Origin of the sequence: Salinicola aestuarinus (assembly GCF_003206645.1) — a bacterium.
Taxonomy (GTDB): Bacteria; Pseudomonadota; Gammaproteobacteria; order Pseudomonadales; family Halomonadaceae; genus Salinicola; species Salinicola aestuarinus.
Map to the genome: position 1 here is coordinate 441,546 of NZ_PZJP01000005.1, position 23,149 is coordinate 464,694.

Annotated in this window: 26 protein-coding genes; 15 read left to right on the forward strand and 11 right to left on the reverse strand. The window is 65.4% G+C overall.

Annotated features, from left to right (window positions below; all coding sequences use genetic code 11):
* Positions 1-272: 272 nt before the first annotated feature.
* The 5 genes from DOM41_RS07370 to rimI all read left to right on the forward strand — a co-directional run bounded on the left by DOM41_RS07370 (position 273) and on the right by rimI (position 3,887).
* Complete coding sequence (locus DOM41_RS07370; protein WP_110686180.1) at positions 273-659, forward strand: hypothetical protein; 387 nt, start codon at positions 273-275, stop codon at positions 657-659.
* A 60-nt stretch (positions 660-719) separates the two neighbouring features.
* Positions 720-2,108, forward strand: a complete 1,389-nt coding sequence (locus tag DOM41_RS07375) for an MFS transporter (RefSeq protein ID WP_110686181.1) — start codon at positions 720-722, stop codon at positions 2,106-2,108.
* A 101-nt stretch (positions 2,109-2,209) separates the two neighbouring features.
* Complete coding sequence (locus DOM41_RS07380; protein WP_110686182.1) at positions 2,210-2,524, forward strand: BolA family protein; 315 nt, start codon at positions 2,210-2,212, stop codon at positions 2,522-2,524.
* A complete protein-coding gene (locus DOM41_RS07385; protein WP_110686183.1) occupies positions 2,521-3,384 on the forward strand; it encodes a hypothetical protein in 864 nt (287 codons plus the stop codon). The genes DOM41_RS07380 and DOM41_RS07385 overlap by 4 nt, the downstream gene beginning before the upstream one ends.
* Before the next feature lie 14 nt (positions 3,385-3,398).
* A complete protein-coding gene (gene rimI / locus DOM41_RS07390) occupies positions 3,399-3,887 on the forward strand; it encodes a ribosomal protein S18-alanine N-acetyltransferase (protein WP_110686184.1) in 489 nt (162 codons plus the stop codon).
* Between the two features lie 54 nt (positions 3,888-3,941).
* Here the strand turns inward: rimI and DOM41_RS07395 are convergent, their stop codons facing one another.
* Together DOM41_RS07395 and rsmD are read right to left on the reverse strand one after the other, a co-directional pair.
* Complete coding sequence (locus DOM41_RS07395; protein WP_110686185.1) at positions 3,942-4,193, reverse strand: cell division protein ZapB; 252 nt, start codon at positions 4,191-4,193, stop codon at positions 3,942-3,944.
* A 204-nt stretch (positions 4,194-4,397) separates the two neighbouring features.
* Complete coding sequence (gene rsmD, locus DOM41_RS07400) at positions 4,398-5,054, reverse strand: 16S rRNA (guanine(966)-N(2))-methyltransferase RsmD (RefSeq protein WP_110686186.1); 657 nt, start codon at positions 5,052-5,054, stop codon at positions 4,398-4,400.
* 127 nt (positions 5,055-5,181) lie between these two features.
* Between rsmD and ftsY the strand changes: the two genes are divergently transcribed.
* From ftsY to rpoH, 4 genes are all read left to right on the forward strand, one after another.
* Positions 5,182-6,735, forward strand: coding sequence for a signal recognition particle-docking protein FtsY (ftsY, locus tag DOM41_RS07405; protein ID WP_110686187.1), 1,554 nt, complete (start codon positions 5,182-5,184; stop codon positions 6,733-6,735).
* Positions 6,732-7,400, forward strand: coding sequence for a cell division ATP-binding protein FtsE (gene ftsE / locus DOM41_RS07410; RefSeq protein ID WP_110686188.1), 669 nt, complete (start codon positions 6,732-6,734; stop codon positions 7,398-7,400). Before ftsY ends, ftsE begins: the two co-directional genes overlap by 4 nt.
* The gene (gene ftsX / locus DOM41_RS07415) at positions 7,397-8,380 is read left to right on the forward strand and encodes a permease-like cell division protein FtsX (RefSeq protein WP_110686189.1); all 984 of its coding nucleotides are present in this window, start codon (positions 7,397-7,399) and stop codon (positions 8,378-8,380) included. Before ftsE ends, ftsX begins: the two co-directional genes overlap by 4 nt.
* Positions 8,381-8,701: 321 nt before the next feature.
* Positions 8,702-9,568, forward strand: a complete 867-nt coding sequence (gene rpoH / locus DOM41_RS07420; RefSeq protein ID WP_110686190.1) for an RNA polymerase sigma factor RpoH — start codon at positions 8,702-8,704, stop codon at positions 9,566-9,568.
* A gap of 121 nt (positions 9,569-9,689) precedes the next feature.
* On the opposite strand, the gene slmA is transcribed toward rpoH, so the two are convergent.
* The 8 genes from slmA to DOM41_RS07460 all read right to left on the reverse strand — a co-directional run bounded on the left by slmA (position 9,690) and on the right by DOM41_RS07460 (position 17,573).
* On the reverse strand, positions 9,690-10,298 hold the full coding sequence (gene slmA, locus DOM41_RS07425) for a nucleoid occlusion factor SlmA (protein ID WP_110686191.1): 609 nt from the start codon (positions 10,296-10,298) through the stop codon (positions 9,690-9,692).
* A gap of 57 nt (positions 10,299-10,355) precedes the next feature.
* On the reverse strand, positions 10,356-11,267 hold the full coding sequence (argB, locus tag DOM41_RS07430; RefSeq protein ID WP_110686192.1) for an acetylglutamate kinase: 912 nt from the start codon (positions 11,265-11,267) through the stop codon (positions 10,356-10,358).
* Positions 11,268-11,327: 60 nt separating this feature from the next.
* Positions 11,328-12,740 carry a phosphomannomutase/phosphoglucomutase gene (locus tag DOM41_RS07435; protein WP_110686193.1) on the reverse strand — a complete coding sequence of 471 codons (1,413 nt, stop codon included), beginning with the start codon at positions 12,738-12,740 and terminating at the stop codon, positions 11,328-11,330.
* Positions 12,741-12,806: 66 nt separating this feature from the next.
* The gene (locus tag DOM41_RS07440; protein WP_110686194.1) at positions 12,807-13,343 is read right to left on the reverse strand and encodes a YaeQ family protein; all 537 of its coding nucleotides are present in this window, start codon (positions 13,341-13,343) and stop codon (positions 12,807-12,809) included.
* A 76-nt stretch (positions 13,344-13,419) separates the two neighbouring features.
* Positions 13,420-13,914 carry a dUTP diphosphatase gene (gene dut / locus DOM41_RS07445; RefSeq protein WP_110686195.1) on the reverse strand — a complete coding sequence of 165 codons (495 nt, stop codon included), beginning with the start codon at positions 13,912-13,914 and terminating at the stop codon, positions 13,420-13,422.
* A gap of 89 nt (positions 13,915-14,003) precedes the next feature.
* Complete coding sequence (gene coaBC, locus DOM41_RS07450) at positions 14,004-15,281, reverse strand: bifunctional phosphopantothenoylcysteine decarboxylase/phosphopantothenate--cysteine ligase CoaBC (RefSeq protein WP_110686196.1); 1,278 nt, start codon at positions 15,279-15,281, stop codon at positions 14,004-14,006.
* A gap of 75 nt (positions 15,282-15,356) precedes the next feature.
* Positions 15,357-16,283, reverse strand: a complete 927-nt coding sequence (locus DOM41_RS07455; RefSeq protein WP_110686197.1) for an EthD domain-containing protein — start codon at positions 16,281-16,283, stop codon at positions 15,357-15,359.
* A 102-nt stretch (positions 16,284-16,385) separates the two neighbouring features.
* A complete protein-coding gene (locus DOM41_RS07460; protein ID WP_223160947.1) occupies positions 16,386-17,573 on the reverse strand; it encodes an MFS transporter in 1,188 nt (395 codons plus the stop codon).
* A 125-nt stretch (positions 17,574-17,698) separates the two neighbouring features.
* On the opposite strand from DOM41_RS07460, the gene DOM41_RS07465 reads away from it, so the two are divergent.
* Complete coding sequence (locus DOM41_RS07465) at positions 17,699-18,607, forward strand: LysR family transcriptional regulator (protein WP_110686198.1); 909 nt, start codon at positions 17,699-17,701, stop codon at positions 18,605-18,607.
* A 38-nt stretch (positions 18,608-18,645) separates the two neighbouring features.
* On the opposite strand, the gene DOM41_RS07470 is transcribed toward DOM41_RS07465, so the two are convergent.
* Positions 18,646-19,047 (reverse strand): hypothetical protein, encoded by a 402-nt coding sequence (locus DOM41_RS07470; RefSeq protein ID WP_110686199.1) that lies wholly within the window; start codon positions 19,045-19,047, stop codon positions 18,646-18,648.
* Between the two features lie 445 nt (positions 19,048-19,492).
* On the opposite strand from DOM41_RS07470, the gene radC reads away from it, so the two are divergent.
* The 5 genes from radC (at position 19,493) to DOM41_RS07495 (ending at position 23,145) form a co-directional block, all read left to right on the forward strand.
* On the forward strand, positions 19,493-20,167 hold the full coding sequence (radC, locus tag DOM41_RS07475) for a RadC family protein (RefSeq protein WP_110686200.1): 675 nt from the start codon (positions 19,493-19,495) through the stop codon (positions 20,165-20,167).
* Between the two features lie 246 nt (positions 20,168-20,413).
* Positions 20,414-20,647 carry a 50S ribosomal protein L28 gene (gene rpmB, locus DOM41_RS07480; protein WP_110686201.1) on the forward strand — a complete coding sequence of 78 codons (234 nt, stop codon included), beginning with the start codon at positions 20,414-20,416 and terminating at the stop codon, positions 20,645-20,647.
* Positions 20,648-20,662: 15 nt separating this feature from the next.
* Positions 20,663-20,818 (forward strand): 50S ribosomal protein L33, encoded by a 156-nt coding sequence (rpmG, locus tag DOM41_RS07485; protein ID WP_035472447.1) that lies wholly within the window; start codon positions 20,663-20,665, stop codon positions 20,816-20,818.
* A 107-nt stretch (positions 20,819-20,925) separates the two neighbouring features.
* Complete coding sequence (gene mutM / locus DOM41_RS07490) at positions 20,926-21,741, forward strand: bifunctional DNA-formamidopyrimidine glycosylase/DNA-(apurinic or apyrimidinic site) lyase (protein WP_110686202.1); 816 nt, start codon at positions 20,926-20,928, stop codon at positions 21,739-21,741.
* A 213-nt stretch (positions 21,742-21,954) separates the two neighbouring features.
* The gene (locus DOM41_RS07495; protein ID WP_110686203.1) at positions 21,955-23,145 is read left to right on the forward strand and encodes a class I SAM-dependent rRNA methyltransferase; all 1,191 of its coding nucleotides are present in this window, start codon (positions 21,955-21,957) and stop codon (positions 23,143-23,145) included.
* Positions 23,146-23,149: the final 4 nt, after the last annotated feature.

Genomic DNA, 23,149 nt, shown 5'->3' on the forward strand with positions numbered 1-23,149 from the left:
CAGGTCGACGGTGGCCTCTGTGGACGGCTCGCACATGAAATCCCCTGACGGTTAATTTCGTATACGATGCATCATGCATTAAAACTTACGAGCAATGGTACTCAAATACAACGGTTGTCGATGCCTACCCTCGAGACGTTCAGGTGAGCCTTAAGAGCGGGGCGCGCAACCAATCTCGCGTTCGGGCTTGGTTGATCCTGTCCCAGCGCCCATAATGGCCGCGTTTCAAATTCAGCCGACATCACGCCGGCTCCATGACAGGGGTGACACCGATGAAGCTGCTCAACCGTTCCGCGCTGAGCGTTAAGCCGACCCAGGCGTTCGTCGACTGGGTCAACTCGCTGGAGCCGACCGTCGGCGATGACGATCTCACGCTCGATGACATCGCCGGTGAGACCACGGTTTATCTGATCCCGGAGATGGATACGCCGGAAGCCCTCAGTGCCTACGTCGAGGAGCGCTGTGTCGATCTGCTCGAGAGCGAGCTACGGGCCTGGGAAGAGGACGAGCGGCAGTGGCCGGAAACGGTCGACGCCGCACTCTTCCGAGAGTTTCTTTCTGTCGAGCACAGCTACCTCGCGGTGGATTTCGACGACGAAGCGGCGCTCGAGACCGCCGAGGTCGATGACGAGTTGCTCATGGAGACCGACGAGGAGTGAGTGGCGCGTGGGTCGAAGGGGCGGGGCGTACGCCGATCGTCGCGGGCGTGACGTGACCGCATGCTGAAAAGGTTGTTCGAAGAGCGTCCGGGGGACGACGGTCTACCCGGACGCGAGCGCAAGCTGGCGATGCTGGCGATGATCACCGGCACCCAGCTGGCGGTACTCGACAACGGTATCGTCAACATTGCCCTGCCGACGCTGGCCGATGCGCTTGCCATCAGCGGCTCGCAGTCGATCTGGATTGCCAACGTCTATCAGCTGGTCACGGCGGCGCTGCTACTGACCTTCGCGGCGCTGAGTCGTCGCATCGGTCGCCATCGGCTCTATATCGGCGGGCTGGCGATCTTCACGCTCGCCTCGCTCGGCTGTGCGCTGTCGCGCTCCTTCGAGTGGCTGCTGGCAGCGCGGGCGCTGCAGGCGGTGGGGGCAGCGGCGATGTTGAGCATCGGCCCCTCGCTCTACCGGATCATCTTTCCCAGCCGCCTGCTCGGCTCCGCCATTGGTCTGAGCGCGTTGACCGTCGCCTTCGGCATCGCCGCCGGGCCGTCACTCGGCGGGCTGATTCTGCACGTGGCCGACTGGCCGTGGCTGTTCGCGATCAATGTGCCCATCGGGCTGCTGGCGCTGACGCTGGCGACACGCTCGCTTCCCCGGGAGGCGCCGGTGCGGGGGCGGATCGATCTCATCGGCGCACTGCTCTCGATCGTCATGCTCAGTGGCAGTGTGTTCGCGCTGGATCAGTTCGGTCACGGCGACGGCGGTGCGCCGGCGATCGCGACGCTCGCCGTCAGCCTGCTCTGTCTGGTGGGGTTCGTATGGCGCCAGCGCCGCGTCACGCGCCCGCTCGTACCGCTGGCGCTGTTTGCCGAGCCGCGCTTCTCGTTTGCCGCCACGGTGTCGATGTTTGCGTTCCTCGCCCAGGGCATCGCCTTCGTCGGCCTGCCGTTTCTGTACCAGACCACGCTCGGCGTCTCGCCCCTGGATTCGGCGCTGCTGTTCACACCATGGCCACTGGCGATCATGCTCATCGGGCCGTTGGCGGGGCGGCTGGCGGACAAGGCCAACCCGGCCGTGATCAGCTCGACCGGACTCGCCATCTTTCTCTGCGGCATGCTGGCGCTGGCCGGTATCGACGCGCAGACCCATGGCCTCGATATCGTCTGGCGCAGCGCGCTCTGCGGTATCGGCTATGGGCTCTTTCAGGCGCCCAACAATCGGGAGATGATCGGCAGTGTCTCGGTTGCGCTGAGCGCCAGTGCTTCCGGCGTGCTCGCGTCGGTGCGTACCTTTGGCCAGTCGTTGGGGACCGCGTCGGTCGGCCTGATACTGGGGCTTTCATTTGGTTCGCTGACGCTGTCGCTGTGGCTCGGTTGCCTCTCCGCGCTGGTCGCGCTGGGGCTTAGCCTCTACCGCGTGCCACTGGCGAGAACCCGACATCGTCGCTGAGTCACCCCGTCGCTGCATCGAGCGCGCGTGTCGTCGGCGCCTCGCTGTGCGAGGCGCGAGTGCGACGGTACAATGACGCCACTGGCACAGGAGACGCTGACATGAGTGTTCAATCCCGCATCGAGGAGAAGCTGCTCGCCGCGCACGAGCCGCTTCACATGGCGGTAGAAAACGAAAGCCACATGCACAATGTCCCGCCGGATGCCGAAACGCATTTCAAGGTGACGCTGGTGTCGTCCCAGTTCGAGGGACTGATGCCGGTCAAGCGCCACCAGCTGCTTTATTCAACGCTGGCCGATGAGCTTGCCGGCCCGGTCCATGCCCTGGCGCTGCATCTCTACACGCCTCGACAGTGGGAGATGCGCGGTGAAGACCGCCCCGACTCTCCCAACTGCCGCGGGGGAGGCGGGCGTTGATCGCCGATCCCCAACGGCTGCAGTATCTGGAAGCGATGGGCATTCCCGCCTGGGTGTCGCGCTATCGCTTCAGCAATGCCAGGCCGACCGAGCAGGGCGAATGGGTCGAGCCGGCGCGGGGTGAAAAGCCCGCGCCCGGTGAGCGCCTGCACGCGCTGCTCGATCGCCCCGAGCCGAACGAAGAGACGCGTCGCCGGCCCGAGGTGAACCCAACCGGCGATGCCTCGTCGGCGCCGGCCGAGACCGCAGACCCGGCACCCCAGGGTGAGCGTACGTCGCGGGCCCGCGCCCTGCTGGAAGCGGAGACCGGCATTGCCGAGTCCCGCACGCCGGCTCCGACGGCCGCCGCCGCGCCAGCGCCTGTCGCGGAGACGGCGGCCGAGGCGGCAAGTCCCGCCGAGCCGCTGCGTTTTTCGCTGAATCTTGCCGTGCTTGGCGGGCGCTGGTGGCTGCTGATGCCCGGGGAACGGGCGTTGTCGAAGCCGGGCGAGGCGCTACTCCAGCAGATGCTCTCGGCGGCGGGCCTGCCCGCGCGCTGGCAGGCGCTGGCGAATCTTCGCTGGCCGCTGATGTCGACACCGACCCCGGACCCGGAAGGGGAAGCGCGGGAGGGCATCGAGGTCTTCTGTGCCGGGCAGGCGCGACGCAACGAGCTGACCATCGACGGCGCCATCGTCGTCGGCAACGAGGCCTGGGCGTCGCTGGTCGATACCCAATCGACGACACTGGCCGTGCATCGTTGGCCGCATCCCGATGATCTCCTCGGCGACGTCCGCGCCAAGCGTGAAAGCTGGTCGCGGCTGTGTGCCACCGGCGATGGCTGGCGGGCGGCATCGGTCAGCGCCGACACGCCAAGCTGAGGGTCACATTGTCCATGACGCCTCCGCCCGATACCCCGCCGTTACCCGACAATGCCCACGTGCGCCAGTTGGACGTCACCGATCTCGACGCCGTGATGGCCTTCGAAGCCCGCGCCAATCCCGATGCCTGGTCGGCGGCACTGTTCGAACGCGCGCTCATCGATAGGGATCAGTGTGTCTGGGGGCTCTACCTCGACGGCACGCTCTGTGCGACGGCGTTCATCGCCTGGCTTCCCTACGATGCCGAACTGCAGTCGATCAGCGTCTCACCCATCCACCGACGACAGGGGCTGGCCGCCGCCCTGCTGGCGCGGTTGAAAGGGTGCGCGGTAGCGCGGGGATGCGAGAAGGTGCTTCTGGAAGTGCGGGCGTCCAATCATGCCGCCCAGGCGCTCTACCAGCGCTGCGGCTTCGCGGTCGATGGCCGACGGCGAGGCTACTACCGATGCGAGGATGGGCGTGGCGAAGATGCCATCCTGATGTCCTGCGAGCTTTCACGCTGAACGGCCGGCGGCATGTGATCCGCCGGTCGCCATGCCAGGGAGCGCGCTAGGCGCTCAGTAGGCATTCTCGTGCGGGTTGCCGGTGGGCGCGCTCGGCGTTGCCGGCTGGCTCGAGCCGCTCTCCTCGGTGTCCAGCGACTGCAGCGTGTTGAGCAGGCCGCTCAGGCGCTTTTCCCATTCGTCACGCTCGCTGCGGAAGCGGGCATTTTCCGCTTTCAGCTCTTCGTTCTCCATCTTCAGCATCTCGATGCTGTCGACGGCGTTCTGGATTTTCTGCTCTAGCTGAGCGAAGACTTCACCGTTCATGACGGGCTCCTTATTCAGGTATGACACGACGCTGGCACGCCGATGTGGCGGGCCAGCGGCAGGATGATTGGGCGTTGAATCCGACGCACGCAAGGCCGGGTGGCGCACCGCGACGGCTGGCCCGCCAGATTACGTGGCGCCGCCCGGGCCGACAAGCGTCGCGACCTGCCGACGCGGGGGCGCCGCTCCTTTGGCGGCGTCGACTCAGCGGGCATCGTCATCGCGCCCCGCGGCGAGTCGGCGAAAGAGTCGGCCGTGGCTGTCCCCGGCGCGCACTTCGCGGTGCAGCGACCAGTTCGCCGGCGGTGACCACTCGAGCATCGGCTCGCTTTCGACGTAGATGAGTGCCCCCTCGCTGAGCCAGCCAAGGCGCTCGAGTTGCTCGCAGGTGCTCGCTGCCAGCCCCTGGCGAAACGGTGGGTCGAGAAAGACCAGGTCGAAGGGGCGTGGGGCCTTCTCCAGATAGCGAGCCACCTCGTCGCGGACGACCTGCGCGTCGAGATGAAGGCGAGCGAGATTCTCCTCGATGGCCGTTGCCACCGGCGCCTGGGACTCGACGAAGACGGCCTCGGCCACGCCTCGGGAGAGCGCCTCCAGGCCCAGTGCCCCCGTGCCCGCGTAGAGATCCAGGACACGGCGACCGGGAAGCTCGAAGGCGAGCCAATTGAACAGCGTTTCTCTCACCCGGTCTGGCGTCGGCCGCAGCCCGGGGCTCTGCAGTACCGGCAGTCGGCGACTCCGGTGCGCACCACCGATGATGCGCAGCTCGCCGCCACTGCCGCGATGAGACGCGGCATGGCGTGACCCTTTGCCGGGGGAGGTTTGGCGCGGTTTGGCGCGGTTTGAGCGGCGTCGATTCATGGCGCGCGATTGTACCCCCGCTCCCGTGCCGGTGATAGGATGAGCGCTCGATATCGATATTCTCCGAGGCCACGGTGGTAGGCACTGCCAGACGCCTCGCCCCGGCCCGCCAGTAGCGAAGTCATTCATGTTCGGACTATTCAAGAGTCGCAAGAAACAGCAGCAGGAAAAGGAGGAGGCACGCCGCCGCGAACAGGCGGAGGCCGTCGAATCTTCCCGCGAGTCTGACGTCAGTGAGGCCGCCGTCGACGAAGCCGCCGTTGACGAGACCGCCATCGAAGAGACCGCCCAGCACGATAGGGTCGGCGAGGTCGACATGGTTGATCCGGCCGAGGCGTCGGTCGATGCCGTCGATCCCGAGCGGTCGACAGCGGTCGACTACACCCCGGCGTCGATCGAACAGGCGGCTGCCGAGCAGGCGCTGAGCGAGCCGCTGCCCCCGGAGTCAGCGACATCCGCCGTGGAAGAGACGCCAGCCGGACAGACCCGCGCCAGCGAGCTCGCGGTCGACGTCGGGGCCGATGCGTCCGCGGCGGACGCCGACACCGCGACCGGCGAGACACCGGCGGCCGTTGCGGCAGAAACACCGGGGATCGAGCCGTCGACGGCGACACCCTCGGCCGCTGACGACTCGGCGACGACGCAAGCGTCTGCCGATGACCAGCCCGTCGCGCCGGTTGCCACTGCGCCGTCTTCTGCCGAACCCCAGTCAACGGCGACCCAGGAAAAGCCCAAGGGCAAGGGCGGCTGGCTGGCACGCGTGAAGGCCGGTCTCGGCCGCACGCGGGCCAACCTCACTGACGGCATCGCCGAGCTGCTGGTGGGAAAAAAGCAGATCGACGACGACCTCATCGAGGAGCTCGAGACCCAGCTGCTGATGGCGGATGTCGGCATCGATGCGACCACCGAGATCATCGAACGTCTGACCGAGCGCGTCTCGCGCAAGGAACTCGCCGATGCCGAGGCGCTCTATCGGGCACTGCAGGAAGAACTCGCCGCGCTCCTCGCGCCGGTCACTCAGCCGCTGGCGCTGCCGCCCAAGGGCGAAGGCCCGTTCGTGATCCTGATGGTCGGGGTCAACGGTGTCGGCAAGACCACCACCATTGGCAAGCTGACCCAGCGCTTCCAGAACGAGGGCCGCAGCGTGATGCTCGCTGCCGGCGACACCTTCCGCGCTGCCGCCGTGGAGCAGCTCAAGGTGTGGGGTGAGCGCAATCATGTGCCGGTCATCGCCCAGCACACCGGCGCTGACAGCGCTTCGGTCATCTATGACTCGCTGGCCGCGGCGCGGGCGCGGGGTGTGGACGTGCTGATCGCGGATACGGCAGGGCGCTTGCACAACAAGAGCCACCTCATGGAAGAGCTCAAGAAGGTGCAGCGGGTCATGGCCAAGCTCGACGCTTCCGCGCCGCACGAGGTCATGCTGGTGCTCGACGCCGGTACCGGTCAGAACGCCATTTCGCAGGCGACCACGTTCGACGAGGCAATCCCCGTCACCGGGATCACGTTGACCAAGCTCGACGGCACCGCCAAGGGCGGCATCATCTTTGCGCTGGCGAAGAAGATGAACATTCCGATTCGCTTTATCGGTGTCGGCGAGACCCTCGACGATCTGCGTCCGTTCGATTCGGACACCTTCGTTCGAGCGCTTTTCGAGCGCGATAACGACGCCGATTCATGATCGCTTTCGAGCATGTAGGGAAACGCTATGGCGGGCGCTTCGAGGCGCTCGCCGATATCGACTTTCGGGTCGATCGTGGCGAGATGGTCTTTCTGACCGGTCACTCCGGGGCCGGCAAGAGTTCGCTGCTGCGCCTGATCATGCGCCTGGAAAAGCCATCCCGCGGACGGGTCCTGGTCGCCGGACACGACCTCGACCGCCTTCATCTCAGCCAGGTGCCGTACTATCGCCGCCAGATCGGCGTGGTGTTCCAGGACCATCAGCTGCTTTTCGATCGAGATATCTTCGCCAATGTCGCGTTGCCGCTCACCATTCAGGGCCTCGAGCCGCATGAGGCGGCGCGACGGGTGCGCGCGGCGCTGGACAAGGTCGGTCTGCTGCACCGCGAACGGGCGCTGCCGATCGAGCTCTCCACCGGTGAGCAGCAGCGTGTGGGCATCGCTCGCGCCGTGGTCAACAAGCCGGCCCTGCTGCTGGCGGATGAACCGACCGGTAACCTCGACCCGCAGCTCTCGGCGGACATCATGCGTCTGTTCGAGGACTTCAACCGCATCGGCACGACGGTGCTGATCGCGAGTCACGATCTTGCGCTGATCGCGCGTCTGCGCCACCGGGTCATCAAGCTGAGCGAAGGCCGGCTGGTCAAGGATGGAGCCGCGGTATGAGCCAACGTGAGACAGCCAAACGCCGCGCGCCGAGCGGTGCGCGCAAAGCGCAGCGCAGCGGCAGCCAGAGTGGTCGTGCGTGGCTGCGGCATCATCGCGCCATGCTGGGCGACAGCGCCCTGAGATTGATCCGGCGCCCGGTGGCGACACTCTTGACGCTGCTTGCCATTGCCATTGCACTGATTCTGCCTGCCGGTCTCTGGATCGCGCTGGACAGCGCGAAGCTGCTCGACGCCGAACTCGATGAAAGCGCGACCCTCACCGTCTATTTCACCGGTGACGTCGACGAATCCCGGGCGATGACGCTCGCCGGAGAGATCGGCGACGCCCAGGGCGTCGCGGGAACTCGGCTGGTGACAGCGGCCGAGGGGCTGGCCGATTTTCAGCAGGCGCTCGGCGTTGACGACGCGCTGTCCCAGCTCGACGCCAACCCGTTGCCGGCCAGTGTCGTCGTCACGCCAGCGTCGACGACGCCGGTGGCGGTCGCGGCGCTGAGTGATCGGCTGGAAACCCTGGCCGGCGTGGATGAGGTCAGGCTCGATCTCGCCTGGCTCGACCGGCTGCAGCAGCTCGCCGAAGTGGGGAGGCGGGTCGCGCTGGCGCTGGCGCTGCTCTTTGGGCTCGGCGTTCTGCTGGTAGTGGGTAATACGGTACGCCTGGCGGTGGAAAGCCGGCGACAGGAGATCGAGGTCGTCACGCTGATCGGTGCGACACATGCCTTCGTGCGCCGTCCCTTCCTCTATAGCGGGGCCTGGTATGGGCTGGGAGGCGGCTTGCTGGCGCTGGGTATACTCTCCCTTGGCGGGAACTGGCTGGCGTCACCCGTCGCCGCACTCGCCGAGAGCTACGGGGCGCACTTCAGTCTGCCGGGGCTGGGGCTCGGGCATTCGGCTTTATTGCTCGTTTTTAGTACAATACTCGGCTGGCTTGGCGCATGGCTTGCCGTGGGACGTCATCTGGCGGACATCAAACCTCGGTAGGATCGCGTCAGGCGCGGACGCTGGGTCATCGGCCCACGCCGAACCGGTGTTTGAATAGGGTCCCTCGGCGCGGAGCGATAGCCTGCGTTGATAACGTCGATAGGCCGTTCAGCAGAGGTGCAGTCTGGATAGGGCATTGAACCTTCGTCTAGACTTAGGGTCCTAACAGGACTTTTCAAGAGCGGCTCGTGACGGGAGTCGCAGTCATCGACGGCAATCGCCGTCACTCAAGGTGAGCAAACGGCTCGCCGAAGGACGCGAAACGGGATGTGAGCCACGCTCTCCCGAATCGACGGACCGATGTTTACGGAGACATTGCACATGAGCACCAGTCTTCAAGCCATGGGAAATCTTTCCCCCGGCCACGATCTCAACGGTTACATCCAGGCCGTCAACGGTATTCCCGTGCTGACAGCCGACGAAGAGCACGATCTGGGCGTTCGCCTGCGTGAAGATGACGACCTGGAAGCGGCACGCCGTCTGATCATGTCGCACCTGCGCTTCGTCGTTCACATCGCGCGCAGCTACTCCGGTTACGGTCTGCCGCAGGCGGATCTGATTCAGGAAGGCAACGTCGGTCTGATGAAAGCGGTCAAACGCTTCGATCCCTACCAGGGGGTTCGCCTCGTCTCTTTCGCCGTTCACTGGATCAAGGCGGAGATTCACGAATACGTGCTGCGCAACTGGCGCATCGTGAAGATCGCCACGACCAAGGCGCAGCGCAAGCTGTTCTTCAATCTGCGTAGCGCCAAGAAACGCCTGGCCTGGCTCAACAACGACGAAGTCGATGCCATCGCCAAGGATCTCGACGTCAAACCTACCGTGGTCCGTGACATGGAAGGTCGGCTCTCGGCCTACGATGCGGGTTATGACGCGAGCCCCGGTGACGATGACGAGCAGGCCTACCAGGCGCCGGCGCAGTACCTGGAAGACCATAGCTTCGATCCGGCAGCACAGCTCGAAGCGGACGACTGGGAGGCGGATTACACGCGGCGTCTGCGCGATGCGCTCGCCATGCTCGACGAGCGCTCGCAGGACATTCTGCAGCGTCGCTGGCTGGCCGAGACGAAGTCGACGCTTCACGAGCTGGCCGATGTCTACGGGGTTTCCGCCGAGCGCATTCGTCAGCTCGAGAAGAACGCGATGAACAAGATCAAGCAGCAGCTCGGTGACACGGTTGCCGCGTAACGGTCTGGTAGCGGGCGGCCCTGACTGACTCGAGCCGCCTCTCCCATGGCACATGAATAAAGCCCGGCTTCCTGCCGGGCTTTTTCATGAGTGGTCGACCGTTGGCGCTGTCAGGGCAGGCTCAGCAGTTCGCCGGTGCCGTCAGCAGTGCATCGGCGATGAGTGCCCACTGATCCTCCCAGTACGCGGTCGGCGCGTGGCGAAAGTCACTTCGCACGTACTGACTGATACGCCCCTCGACGAATGCGGCAAGCAGGTTGGCCGCTGCCGACGGTGGGGCGTTAGGCCGAAGCCCTTCCCGCGCCTCGGCCTCGCGGAGCACCTGCTTGAACTGGGTCTCCAGCCGCTCGAAGAGCTGCGACATGCGCTTTCGCAGCCGCTCCGTCTCGCCGGTGAGGACGTCGCCGTCCATTAGCCGACAGAGGCCGGGATTCTTCTCGGCAAAGGTGAGGGTCAGCCTGACGATCGTCTCGCAGCGAAGCGCTGCGCTCGGCGTGTCGTCGAGGATGCGCCGGATGCGTTCGAACAGACTCGTCTCGATGAACTCGATCAAAGCCTCGAACATCCGTGCCTTGCTTGGAAAGTGGCGGTAGAGCGCAGCCTCGCTCACGCCGACCTGTCGGGCCAGCGCGGCGGTGGTAATGCGTTTGCCGCTGTCTTCTTCCAGCATCATCGCGAGCGCCTGAAGAATCTGCTCGCGACGAGAGGGTTGGGGTGTTGCCTGCGTCATGGCGTCGTCTTTTTTATCGGATTGTCTTGTTATGCAGTGGCGGCGATCGGGGTCGGCTCAGGCCTCTTGGCGCGGCTGATCGGTGATCTGGGTGCCGACACCGGTATCGGTGAAGATCTCGAGTAGCGTCGAGTGCACCACGCGACCGTCAACGATGACGGCACTGCCGACCCCTCCCTTGACCGCTTCCAGTGCGCAGCGAATCTTCGGCAGCATGCCACCGTAGATGGTGCCATCGGCGATCAGCGTGTCGACCTGATCCGTTGAGAGCCCGGTCATCACGTTACCGGCGGCGTCCTGCAGGCCAGCGACGTTGGTCAGCAGCATCAGCTTCTCCGCGGAGAGTGCCTCCGCCACCTTGCCGGCGACGAGGTCAGCGTTGATGTTGTAGCTGTGGCCCTTGGCGTCGACGCCGATCGGTGCGATCACCGGGATGAAGTCGCGCTCGGCGAGCATCTCGATGAGGTCGGTGGAGACGTGCTCCACTTCGCCGACGTGGCCAATGTCGATGATTTCGGAGGCGGTCATCTCCGGCGTGCGGTGCTCGACCTTGAGCTGACGGGCTCGAATCTGGGCGTTGTCCTTGCCGGTCAGGCCGATCGCCTTGCCGCCACACTGATTGATCTGATTGACGATGCTCTTGTTGACCAGACCACCAAGGACCATCTCGACCACATCCATCGTCTCGGCGTCGGTCACCCGCATGCCGTTGACGAAGCGCGATTCGATGTTGAGCCGCTCGAGCAGGTGACCGATCTGCGGACCACCGCCGTGCACGACCACCGGATTGATGCCGACTTCCTTCATCAACACCATGTCGCGAGCGAAGGAGTCGATCAGGTGATCTTCGGTCATGGCGTTGCCGCCATATTTGACCACGATCGTCTTGCCCGAATAGCGCTGAATGTAGGGCAGCGCCTCGGAGAGAATTTCCACCACCTGGCGGGGGTCGCGGGGGGTTGCGCTCATGTCGTCGCGGCTCCGGTGAATGTGTGAGTCGGCCGGCCGTTCAACGCGCCGGCATGGGGTTCAAAAGGGGAGGTTGGCACCCGGCAGGACGGCGTCCAGGGCAGCGCGAAAACGGGCCTGGATACGGGCCAGCGAGGCGGCGTCCTTGCCCTCGAAACGCAGCACCAGCGCCGGCGTGGTATTGGAGGCGCGACACAACCCCCAGCCGTCGGGATAGTCGACGCGAATGCCGTCGAGCGTCGTGCGCACGCCGTCGGCGCCAAAGTCGCCTGTCTGGGCGAGGCGTTCGACGAGCGAGAACTTGGTCTCGTCGCTCACCTCGACGTTGAGCTCGGGCGTGCCCGGGTCCTGCGGGAAGGCGGCGAAATAGCCATCCGCGTCATCCGGCTGGCGCGAGAGAATCTCGAGCAGTCGAGCGGCGGCGTAGAGACCGTCGTCGAAGCCGTACCAGCGTTCGGCGAAGAAGATATGCCCACTCATCTCGCCACCGAGCTGAGCACCGGTTTCCTTCATGCGCGCCTTGATCAGTGAGTGCCCGGTGCGCCACATCTCCGGCTCGCCACCGGCCTGCTCGATGACCTGGGCAAGGTTGCCGGTGCACTTGATGTCGAAGACCACGCGGGCCCCCGGGGCGCGTTCGAGCAGATCGGTCGCAAAGGCCATCAGCAGACGGTCCGGGTAGATGATCTCGCCGCGAGGCGTGACCACGCCGACGCGATCGCCGTCGCCGTCGAAGGCCAGGCCGATATCGGCGCCGGTCTCCTTCACCTTGCGGATCAGGTCGACGAGGTTCTCGGGCTTGCCCGGATCCGGGTGGTGGTTGGGGAAGTCACCGTCGATCTCGGCGAAGAGCGGGATCGTCTCGACGCCCAGCGCCTCGATCAGGCGCGGCCCGAGTTCGCCGGCAACCCCGTTGCCGCAGTCCACGACTGCCTTCAGCGGTCGCGACCGCTGATGGGTCTCGAGACGGACATCCCCCAGAATGCGATCGAGGTAGGCTGGCGCAATGTCGCGCTGCTCGAGCGCCCCGTCGCCCTCGGTGAGGTCGTTGTTGCGGAGTCGCTCGTAGAGCGCGGTGATCGCCTGGCCCGAGAGGGCGACGCCGCCGATCACGATCTTGAGCCCGTTGTAGTTCGGCGGGTTATGGCTGCCGGTGACCATCACCCCGCTGGCGCCGTCGGCGAGGGTCGCGGTGGCAAAGTAGAGCACTGGGGTCGGCACGCGACCGATGTCGATCACATCGCGACCGGCGGCGCGCAGACCGCGGATCAGGGCAGCGCTGAGCGAGGGCCCGGAATGGCGGCCGTCTCGGGCGACGATGACACGCTGTTCGCCACGGGCGGCGACTTCGCTGCCGATGGCGCGGCCGATCGCCTCGACCGCGGACGCCGTCAGCGTGTCATCGACGATGCCGCGAATATCGTAGGCGCGAAAGATCGAGGCAGCGGGCAGCGGGGTCGGCAGATCGGTCATCGAGCGCTCCTCATGAACGTGGGATGGGCATTGAGCGGGCGGCCGCTGGGGTAAGAGAGTCTCGCGTCATGTCCACGGCTCCGGCGCGAGCGTGACGGACTCGCGGCCATCGGTAATCAGCCACTCGCCCTCCATCAGGGTCGCCCCCAGGCGCATGTGGCGCTCCACCAGATTGGCCAGTGACTGTAGCGAGGGTTCCGGCAGATACCACACCTCGACCCGGGAGAGGGCGCGGATGTCATCGCCGAGTTTCTTCCACCACTGCTCGGCGCTGCGAGCCGTATAGGCGTAGACGATGACGCGATCCGCCCGCGACAGTCCCTGCTTGATGCGCTTGAGCGACGGCTCGCCGAGCTCGATCCAGCACTCGATGCGGCCGTCCGGTGCCTTGCGCCAGAGATCCGGCTCGTCATCGCTGCTAAGCCCTCGCGTCATGGTCAGGGCCTCGTCGGCGTTGGCCATGAAGGCCAGCAGCCGAGCGGTCAGCCGCAGGTCGGTTTCCGACGGGTGGCAGGCGATGGTCAGCGCGTGCTCGGCGTAGTAGTGGCGCTCGAGATCGCTGATGTCGAGCTTTGCCTTGTAGATGGTTGCGCCGAGCGCCACGTGACTCTCCTGAGTTATCGGCGGGCCGGAAGCGGCCCGTCCGCGATGCCGGCGCGTCAGCGCCGGTCGGGTTCGATCATTGCCGCCCGGAGTGGCCGAAACCGCCGTCGGCGCGAGCGCTTTCGTCGAACGTCTCGACGATCTCCAGCGCCGCCTGGACGACCGGCACCAGCACGTACTGCGCCAGGCGTTCGCCGGGTTCGAGAGTGAACGCCTCGCTGCCGCGGTTCCAGACCGAGATCATCAGCTCGCCCTGATAGTCCGAGTCGATCAGTCCGACCAGGTTGCCGAGCACGATGCCGTGCTTGTGGCCGAGCCCCGAGCGCGGCAGCACCATGCCGGCGAGGCCTGGGTCGGCGATATGGATCGCAAGACCGGTGCGCACCAGCTCGGTCTCGCCGGGCTCGAGGGTGAGTGGCGCGTCGAGCAGGGCACGCAGATCCATGCCCGCACTGCCCACAGTGGCATAGTGCGGCAGCGGGTAGTCATGGACGCGGGGGTCGAGAATCTTGACCGACAGGCGGCGAGAGGGCGTGGTCGGAGAGGGCGTGGTCGAGAGAGGCGATGACATGAACGTGATCCTGAAAACTGATGACGCCGCGGAGTGACGCGGCGAGTCCAAAAGCCCCCTAGCTTACCACTGACCGCAAGCCGAGGCGTTCAGGCGAGCCGGGCGGCGATGCGATCGACAAGGATCTCGGCGAGCGCCTGCTTGCTTTGCAGTGACAGTGACTCTCGCTGGGTCGCTGCCTCGCCGGGCCAGAACAGGGTGACGGCGTTGTCGTCACTGCCGAAGCCGGCGCCGGCCAGGGTGACGTCGTTGGCGACGATCATGTCGAGGCGTTTGCGGGCGAGCTTGTCGGCGGCGTGCGCCTCGAGCGACTGCGTCTCGGCAGCAAAGCCAACCGTAAAGGGCCGATCCGCCCGGGCGGCGACCGTGGCGACGATGTCCGGATTGCGCGTCAGTCTGAGCGTCAGGTCGGCGTCGTCATTCCCTTTCTTGAGCTTCTGCGGGCTGACCTCGGCGGAGCGGTAGTCCGCCACCGCCGCGCAGCCGATGAAGCAGTCGCAGGGTAGCGCCGACTCGACGGCGTCGAGCATCTCCTCGGCCGACACGACGTCGATGCGCTCCACCGCGGCAGGCGTTTCCAGCGAGACGGGGCCGCTGACCAGCGTGACCCGGGCACCGCGCGCCGCGCAGGCCGCGGCAAGGGCATACCCCATCTTTCCCGAGCTGTGGTTGGAGAGATAGCGCACCGGATCGAGCGCCTCTCGGGTGGGGCCGGCGGTGATCACCACCCGTTTGCCGGCCAGGTCGCGGTTATCGATGCTTTCTCGTGCAACCGATGAGCGGCCCCTGTCCACGTGGGACAGCGGCTTAGAGAGAGACGCGAGCGTCGCTGCAAGGCGCGCGTGAATGTCCTCCGGCTCGAGCATACGGCCGGGGCCGACATCGCCGCAGGCTTGATCGCCGGCGTCCGGGCCCAGCAGTGTCCAGCCGAAGGACTCGAGACGTTCGGCATTGGCAAGGGTCGCTGGGTGGCGCCACATCGCCTGATTCATCGCCGGCGCCATGATGCAGCGCGCCTCGGTGGCGAGACAGAGCGTGGTGAGCAGGTCGTCGGCGTGGCCGTGGGCGAGACGCGCCATCAGATCGGCGGTGGCCGGCGCGATCAGGACGACATCGGCCCACTTGGCCAGCTCGATGTGGCCCATGCCGGCTTCCGCCTCCGGGTCGAGCAGGGAAGTGCGCACCGGCTCGCCGGTCAGCGCCTGCAGAGTCAGCGGCGTGATGAAGGCCTGGGCCCCCTCGGTCAGGACCACGCGCACCTCGCAACCCGTCTTTTTCAGCAGGCGTGCGAGGTGAGCACTCTTGTAGGCGGCGATGCCCGCGCTGATACCGAGCAGCACGCGCTTTCCGAACAGTGAGGTCGACATGATCGCGGGTCCTGAAAAACGGGCCCTAACCTTATCACCCGCACATGCGGTTGCGTAGCGCGTGCCGGGTCGCGATCAGTCGCTGTCGAGCTTGCCGTCCTTCATCAGCGTCTGGACCTCGGACATGAACTGGTTGTTGGCGCCGAGCTTGCGAATCAGCTGCGCCGGGCGGCTGCCGCGAAGACCGGCCAGCGTCATCTGCTGGTCGCGAACGTAGACGTAAGTACCACTGACGGCGAAGGCCGTCGCATGGGCGACGTGCGTTTTCAGCCCGTTCTCGAGCCGCTTGAACGCCTCGGACTCGAAGAAGGCGCGACGCTCGAGTGGCGATTCGAACGCCAGCTCCAGCACGGCGACCAGCTCGCGCTCGGTGGGCACAAGGTGATTGACGTCCGGTGCCGGCGGGGCCGGATTGTCGTTGTCGTACCGCTCTGGCGTGTGCACCCGCACTTTCAGCAGCGCTGACTCCTGCGCCAGCGCCGATGCCAGCTCGTCGCGAATATAGGTTGCGAAGGTGGCGACGTCGCCATGCGCGGCACCCAGGTGCACGTGCATGCGGTCCAGGCCATCGTCGCCGTTCGGCGTGGCATCGGCGACGCGATCGACCAGTGTGGTCGAACCGTTCGGCAGCGAGTAGGCGATCGTCTCGTCGAACATGTTCTGTTCGTCGGCGAACAGCAGGTGACAGGCGTCCATGAAGGTCTGCTGGTCCTGCTCGGAGGCGAAGCCGATCTCCACGCCGCCATCCAGCACGTAGCCCGGGAAAGGGGGGATGCCCTCGACGGCGGGCCAGAGGTGGTCGTCCTGCTCTCGGTCGAGGTGTGTCTGGACGTACCAGGCCAGCCCCGGCAGGCGAGCGCAGAGCGGGCCGTGAACGTCGCGCCAATAGGTCGCGAACAGCTCGTGCGGCACGCGTTGGCGTCGCAGCACGGTGGTGTAGGTGTTGATGGCGATGTTCGCGTCACGCTCGGAAAAATCGCGCTGATCGGATGCTGTCGTCATGCCGTCGACTCCGTCATTGATGAAATATCGTGCACGAGAAGGCGCGGTGTGTATCGAGACCGGCGACGCCGGTCTCGATACCCGGTCACCACCGGGTCTTGCTTAACGAGACAGGTGGCGAACGAACGGGATGGCCGCGGCCGCGAGCAGGGCGATCGCCGCGGCGACAATGCCAAGAGAGACCATGCCGAAACGGTCGATCACCGCTCCTCCAATGATAGCCCCCAGACCGATGCCGGCATTGGCCATGGAGACATTCAGCGTGCCGGCCAGCGCCTGGGCGTGAGTGGCGGCCTGCATGACGCGAACCTGGCAGATCGGATAGAGCGCGGTATTGGCGATGCCCCAGAAGACGATGGCGATGGCCAGCAGCAGCGGATGGTCGGTCACCGACACGGTCGCCGCCATGGCGATCGCCAGCGCCACCACGCCGACCAGGGTCGCTCGGAGCGGGGCACGCTCGACGAACTGCCCGCCCAGCCAGTTGCCGAACAGACCGGTGACACCGAAGCCCATCAGCCACCAGCCCACCTGCTCGGATGGGATGTCCGCCAGACGTTCCAGCAGATCGGCGAGGTACGTGTAGGCCGTGAACATGGCGGTGAAGACGACGACGGATAGGGCCAGATTGGCGAGGAAGAACGGGCTCTTGAGAATGCTGGCTTGTTCCTTCAGGCGCAGTCGCGAAGGACGTTCCAGCGTCGGCATGACGATCTGCAGCAAAATGGCCATCACCAGCGACAGCGCCGCCAGGGCGACGAAGGTGCCACGCCAGCCGATGACGCCGGTGGCCAGCGTCCCCATCGGAATGCCCAGTACCATCGCGCCGGCGATGCCGAGATAGACATTGGAGACCGCCTTGCCGGCACGATCGGGGCCGGCGATGCTGGCCGCGGTCTCGCTGGCGGTGCCCCAGAACACGGGGAGTGCCAGGGCTGGCAGGATGCGTGCGATTGCCAGTACCCATACGTTGGTGGAGACAGCGGCCAGGGTGTTGGCTGCGGCGAACAGCACCAGGATGGCCACGAACAGCCGTTTACGATCAATGTGCGACACCAGGCTGGTGAGCAGCGGCCCGAAGAGCATGACCGTGAAGGCGAATAGCGTGACGAGTTGGCCCGCCGTCGAGATCGACACGTCGAGATCGCGGGCCAGCGATGGCAGCAGTCCGACAATCACGAATTCCGTGGTCACAATGACGAACGCCGAGATCGCGAGCAGCAGGATCGACAGATCGCGGCCTGCGGACGCGTCTGCCCGCTCGGCGGTGGGGGAGGAGGTCGAGGACACGAAAGGCTCCAGTGAAAAGCTAGCAGTGAGTTGAATGGCGCTTAGCCTAACGCTGGAACTAAAATCTGTACTGCGGAGTTTTTTCACTGGATAGTGGAATTTCAGTCAATAATCGGAGGCGGGTCATGGTGCCGTCGGAACGCCTGAAAGGGATCGAGACGTTCGTCGCCGCTGCCGACCTGGGTAGCTTCACGGCAGCGGCGTCGCGTCTGAATCTGACCACTTCGGCGATCAGCAAGAGCGTGGGGCGGCTGGAAGCCCGGCTGGAGACGCGGTTGTTCGCGAGGACGACCCGTCGGTTGGTGTTAACCGACGCCGGCGCAGGGTTCTATGCCACCTGCACTCGGGTGCTGGCGGAACTCGCCGATGCGGAGTCGATTCTCGCCGCGGACGGCTCCGAGCCGGTGGGTCGCCTGACGATCAACCTTCCTGCGGCGTTCGGCCGGATGCAGGTGATGCCGACACTGCTCGAATTCTGCGATCACCACCCGGGCATCGAGCCGCAGGTCGTCTTCTCGGATCGCTTCGTCGACCTGGTGGAAGAGGGCGTGGATATCGCCGTGCGTATCGGCACCTTCAGGCAGCCGTCGGAAGCGCTGGGGTTTCGTCATCTCGGAACGGAGTCGCTGATACTCTGCGCCGCCCCGAGCTACGTCGAGCGGCACCGGGGCATCGAGAGCATCGACGATCTACCATCTAGGGACGCTATTCTCTACGGCAGAGCGGATGGTGCGACCACGCCATGGCGGTTGAACACCGGTGATGGCGGGGTCGAACACCGCGTGATGCGAGGACGCATGGTGCTCGGCAGTGCCGAGGCGCAGGTGAGCACGGTCAAGGCCGGGTTCGGTGTGGCGCAGCTCGCGACCTGGCTGATCGAGCGCGAGCTGGAAAGCGGTGAGCTGGTCGAGATCCTGCCCGCGTACCGTTCGCCCGGCCTCGACCTGCATCTGCTGTGGCAGCGCGGTCGACAGTTGAACCCCAAGATCAACGCCGGCATTCGCTGGCTGGGCGAGCGGCTGCGAATCGACTGATCGAGGTTGGCGGCGGGCGCCGCCCCGGCCTCTCGCCGTCAGTCGGCGTCGCTGAGTTCGCCTTCACCGACGACCTCGTCACCGTCGAGCCACTCGATGCTCGCCTCGCCGTCCCGGCGCACGCCGTAGCAGGTCGGCTCGCCGTCGCCATAGTCGAAGCACATGCGGTCATCGACGACGGTGGCCTGGCCGGTATAGCCGTCACCCTCGATGGTGCCGTCTTCGCGGTAGACCTCGTCGTAGCGCTGGCCGCTGGCCATCGCCCCTTGAACCCGATTTCCCCACACCTCCTGACGGATGTCGGCGCCGCTGAGGCGTTCGCCCTCCGCTGCTGCGGCGGTCGTGGCGGTGGCACCGGTCAGAGCGGCGAGGCTCGCCGCCAGGCAGAAGCCCAGCAGGGCGCGGTTATTGAGGGTTTTCGGTAATGTCGCGGTCGGCATGTGGCGCACTCCCGGAGAGGTTGGCAACAAATCGCGTGACGGCCGCCAAAGACGACCCTCACGGGCAGGGCGACTCCCTTGACTGAGCGTAGACCGCCGGCCGTGATCGGGAGGCGTTTTCACAGCAGTTCCTGCGCTGAATCGTGAGTCTCTGTTCGAAAAATAGTGACTCTCGGGTCGAAAAATTATGATCCGCCGATCGCTGAACCGTGAGTGCTCGGGTGGTCTGCGTGCCGGCGCGTGTGCCACAAGCTGTGAGACCTGGAGAGATAGCAGCGTCTTTGATGCGGTCAAGAGAGCCTGCGGCTTAGGGGGGCGGCACCGGCAAAAGTTCCGCCAGGCGCCGCCGATGTCACTCTTCGAGGGCGTGGCGCAACGCTTTCGGTGCGATGCAGGGTCGGCAAAGGCCCGGGCATGACCTGAGATTGGCGGGGAGCGGACGATCATGGGAATACGTGACTGGCCGGAGGGGGAGCGGCCGCGAGAGAAACTGATGACGCTGGGATCGTCGGCGCTGTCGGACGCCGAGCTGCTGGCGATCTTCTTACGGGTTGGCGTCAAGGGACGCTCGGCCGTGGATCTGGCGCGGGATCTGCTGACCCGCTTCGGGGGGCTGCGGCCGCTGCTCGAGGCCGACCGCCACCGGTTCTGCGCCGAGCATGGCCTGGGCGAGGCGAGCTACGTGCAACTCCAGGCGACACTGGAGCTCTCCCGGCGGCACCTGGGGAGTCTACTCGAGCGCGATGCGCCACTGACGTCGCCGGCGCTGGTGCGACAGTTTCTCAGCGCGCAGTTGCGCCATCTCGAGCACGAGGCGTTCGCCGCGCTCTTCCTCGACAGCCAGCATCGAGTGATCCGTTTCGAGATTCTCTCTGAGGGAACGCTCGACAGCGCCTCGGTCTACCCCCGCGAAGTCGCGAGGAAGGCCCTGGCTCGTAATGCCGGCGCGGTCATTTTCGCTCACAACCACCCATCCGGCGTCGCCGAGCCGAGCGACGCGGATCGGCGAATCACCGACCGTCTGCGCGAGGCACTCGGGCTTTTCGACATTCGGGTGTTGGATCATTTCGTCATCGGGGACGGTGAGGTATCGTCTTTCGCCGAACGCGGCTGGCTTTGACGTCTCTTGCGTGAACCTCTCGAAGCAGGCCAAACCGCTCGATCGCCTCGAATCACTCTGATTTATGACGAAATCCGGGCTGAAACTTGCGGGGGTATGCCCCCTCTGGTATAAAGTACGCCCTTTGAATCAGGGCAGAAGGCGGATGCCGGCCAGCGCGACCTTTCTAGACGTGAGTCTAGACCCAAGTCGCTGCGTGGTTTGCCCGATCTGATCTGCACAACACGCCAGTGGTCGGAGGCTTCCATGTCCCAAGTTTGTCAGGTTACCGGTAAGCGTCCGGTGACTGGTAATAACGTCTCGCACTCTCAGCGCAAGACGCGTCGTCGTTTCGTCCCCAACCTGCATACGCATCGTTTCTGGGTCGAGTCCGAAAAACGTTTCGTCAAGCTGCGTATCTCTACCAAGGGTATGCGCATCATCGACAAGAAGGGCATCGAAGCGGTGCTCGGCGATATGCGCAAGCGCGACGCCAAGTAATCAAGGAGCCTAGAGATGCGTGACAAGATCAAGTTGGTGTCGAGCGCCGGTACGGGCCATTTCTACACCACGGCAAAGAACAAGCGTAACACTCCGGACAAGCTGGAATTCAAAAAGTACGATCCGGTCGTTCGCAAGCACGTCATCTACAAGGAAGCCAAGATCAAGTGATCTGGCAGTTGCCTTCGTAGAAGTCAGTTGAAAAAACCCGGTCCCGACCGGGTTTTTTCGTTTCTGTCCGGTCGAACCTCGAGCGCCCGTCCTACCGAGAGTCAGTCATGCCCGAGCTGCCCGAAGTCGAAACCACCCGTCGAGGGATTGCGCCACACGTCGAGGATCGAGAGATCGTCGAAGTGATCGTTCGCCAGCGGCGATTCCGCGTGCCGGTGCCGTCGGATGTGGAAGAGAGCCTGATCGGCTCGCGCTTCGGCGAGCTTACGCGTCGGGCCAAGTACCTGCTCCTGCCAGTGGGGGAGCGCACGCTGCTCTGGCATCTCGGTATGTCGGGAAGCCTGCGCCTCGCCCGTGTGGGAGATCAGCCGCGCAAGCACGACCATGTCGACGTGGTGTTCGATGACGGCGCCATCCTGCGCTATCACGATCCGCGTCGTTTCGGCTTCGTCGACTGGCTCGCCGGTGATGTCGACACCGATACTCGGCTGGCGCGTCTGGGGCCGGAGCCGTTGTCGTCGGCATTCGACGGCGATCGGCTCTATCAGCTATCGCGGGGGCGACGGGCGGCGGTCAAGCCGTTCATCATGGACAATGCCGTCGTCGTCGGGGTGGGTAACATCTACGCCACCGAGGCGCTGTTTCTGGCGGGAATCGATCCGCGCCGCGCGGCCGGACGCGTCTCCCGCGAGCGCTATGCGCGTCTGGCCGAGGCGATCAAAGAGGTGCTGGCCGCGGCGATCACCCAGGGCGGCACCACGCTTCGTGATTTCGTCAGTGGTACCGGCGAGCCGGGCTATTTCGCCCAGCGCCTCAATGTCTATGGTCGAGCCGGGCAGCCGTGTCGTCGCTGCGGCGCCGAGCTGCGTCAGATCGTGCTGGGTCAGCGCGCCAGCGTCTTCTGTCCGATCTGTCAGCGCTGAACCTCGGCCGCTCTCAATCAACACAACGTCGGTCGCCGGGAATTCGGTGGTCGATTGCCGGTCTCAGATGCCAGGCCGCATCTGACGAGATCGCGGACTCGTGACGTCTTGGCGTCGTCGTTCGGCGCGTTAGAATGCCCACCCAACGACGCTCGAGACGATCACATCCGACGGGCTCTACCCGACACCTCACCAATGCTCATGGAGTCCCCTGTGCCTCAAGCTCTGCGCCTCAAGAAGAACGCCGACCGTCGCCTCAAGGCAGGTCACCTCTGGCTCTACTCCAACGAGATCGACATTCAGGCGACGCCGCTGAAAGGGTTCGAACCCGGCGCACAGGTCGTCATCGAGGCGGCCAACGGCAAGGCGCTGGGCGTGGCCTACGTCAACCCGCATTCGCTGATCTGCGCCCGGGTCGTCTCCCGCGATGCCGAAGTGCGGCTCGACCGTTCACTGCTGGTGCACCGTTTCAATCAGGCGCTGGCACTGCGCGATGCGCTCTACGACAAACCCTTCTATCGCCTGGTGCACGGCGAGGGCGACCTCCTGCCCGGGCTGATCGTCGACCGCTTCGGCGACATCGTCGTCGTGCAGCTCAATACGCTGGGGATGGAGGCGGTTCGCGACGAGGTGGTCGCGGCGCTGGAAAAGGTACTGTCACCGCAGGCGATCGTGTTCAAGAACGACTCCAGCGGTCGGCGGCTGGAGAAACTCGAATCCGAAGTCTCGGTGGTGTATGGCGAGCTGCCCGATGAGGTGTTGATCGAGGAGAACGGCGTGCGCTTTGCGGTGCCCGTCATCGACGGCCAGAAGACCGGCTGGTTCTTCGATCACCGAGCCAACCGTGCCTGGCTCAACGGCCTGGTCGCCGGCAAGCGCGTGCTCGACCTCTTCAGCTACGTCGGTGGCTGGGGCGTGCAGGCGGCGGCTCACGGCGCCAGCGAAGTCCTGTGTGTCGATTCCTCCCAGGCTGCGCTCGATCGCGTCGCCGACAACGCGGCGCTCAATGGTCTTCACGAGCAGGTCGCCGTAGGCCAGGGCGATGTCTTCGAGGCACTGACGGCGCTGCGTGCCGAAGGTGAGCGTTTCGACGTTGTGGTTCTCGATCCGCCGGCGTTCATCAAGAAGCGCAAGGACATCACCAACGGCGAACGCGCCTACGCGCGTCTCAACCGCGAAGCCATGCGCCTGCTCGGCCGCGACGGCCTGTTGATGACGGCTTCCTGCTCGATGCACCTGGCCGAAGAGCGGCTGGTCGAGAGCGTGCGTGGCGCAGTTCGCCATCAGGACCGTCACGGTCAGATCCTCTACCGCGGCGGCCAGTCGGGGGATCACCCGATTCACCCCGCCATCCCCGAGACCGCTTACTTGAAAGCGCTGGGTGTGCGGGTCTTCCGCAACTGATGCC

Bases quoted from the DNA above. Each gene is read 5' to 3' on its own strand.
- coaBC (WP_110686196.1), bottom strand. From the start codon at position 15,281: ATGTCGACCTCACTGTTCGGAAAGCGCGTGCTGCTCGGTATCAGCGCG.
- DOM41_RS07375 (WP_110686181.1), top strand. From the start codon at position 720: ATGCTGAAAAGGTTGTTCGAAGAGCGTCCGGGGGACGACGGTCTACCC.
- DOM41_RS07470 (WP_110686199.1), bottom strand. From the start codon at position 19,047: ATGCCGACCGCGACATTACCGAAAACCCTCAATAACCGCGCCCTGCTG.
- rpoH (WP_110686190.1), top strand. From the start codon at position 8,702: ATGAGCACCAGTCTTCAAGCCATGGGAAATCTTTCCCCCGGCCACGAT.
- DOM41_RS07455 (WP_110686197.1), bottom strand. From the start codon at position 16,283: ATGACGACAGCATCCGATCAGCGCGATTTTTCCGAGCGTGACGCGAAC.
- rpmB (WP_110686201.1), top strand. From the start codon at position 20,414: ATGTCCCAAGTTTGTCAGGTTACCGGTAAGCGTCCGGTGACTGGTAAT.
- ftsE (WP_110686188.1), top strand. From the start codon at position 6,732: ATGATCGCTTTCGAGCATGTAGGGAAACGCTATGGCGGGCGCTTCGAG.
- slmA (WP_110686191.1), bottom strand. From the start codon at position 10,298: ATGACGCAGGCAACACCCCAACCCTCTCGTCGCGAGCAGATTCTTCAG.
- DOM41_RS07380 (WP_110686182.1), top strand. From the start codon at position 2,210: ATGAGTGTTCAATCCCGCATCGAGGAGAAGCTGCTCGCCGCGCACGAG.
- ftsX (WP_110686189.1), top strand. From the start codon at position 7,397: ATGAGCCAACGTGAGACAGCCAAACGCCGCGCGCCGAGCGGTGCGCGC.
- radC (WP_110686200.1), top strand. From the start codon at position 19,493: ATGGGAATACGTGACTGGCCGGAGGGGGAGCGGCCGCGAGAGAAACTG.
- DOM41_RS07395 (WP_110686185.1), bottom strand. From the start codon at position 4,193: ATGAACGGTGAAGTCTTCGCTCAGCTAGAGCAGAAAATCCAGAACGCC.
- DOM41_RS07435 (WP_110686193.1), bottom strand. From the start codon at position 12,740: ATGACCGATCTGCCGACCCCGCTGCCCGCTGCCTCGATCTTTCGCGCC.
- rpmG (WP_035472447.1), top strand. From the start codon at position 20,663: ATGCGTGACAAGATCAAGTTGGTGTCGAGCGCCGGTACGGGCCATTTC.
- DOM41_RS07370 (WP_110686180.1), top strand. From the start codon at position 273: ATGAAGCTGCTCAACCGTTCCGCGCTGAGCGTTAAGCCGACCCAGGCG.
- rsmD (WP_110686186.1), bottom strand. From the start codon at position 5,054: ATGAATCGACGCCGCTCAAACCGCGCCAAACCGCGCCAAACCTCCCCC.
- mutM (WP_110686202.1), top strand. From the start codon at position 20,926: ATGCCCGAGCTGCCCGAAGTCGAAACCACCCGTCGAGGGATTGCGCCA.
- dut (WP_110686195.1), bottom strand. From the start codon at position 13,914: ATGTCATCGCCTCTCTCGACCACGCCCTCTCCGACCACGCCCTCTCGC.
- ftsY (WP_110686187.1), top strand. From the start codon at position 5,182: ATGTTCGGACTATTCAAGAGTCGCAAGAAACAGCAGCAGGAAAAGGAG.
- argB (WP_110686192.1), bottom strand. From the start codon at position 11,267: ATGAGCGCAACCCCCCGCGACCCCCGCCAGGTGGTGGAAATTCTCTCC.
- DOM41_RS07465 (WP_110686198.1), top strand. From the start codon at position 17,699: ATGGTGCCGTCGGAACGCCTGAAAGGGATCGAGACGTTCGTCGCCGCT.
- rimI (WP_110686184.1), top strand. From the start codon at position 3,399: ATGACGCCTCCGCCCGATACCCCGCCGTTACCCGACAATGCCCACGTG.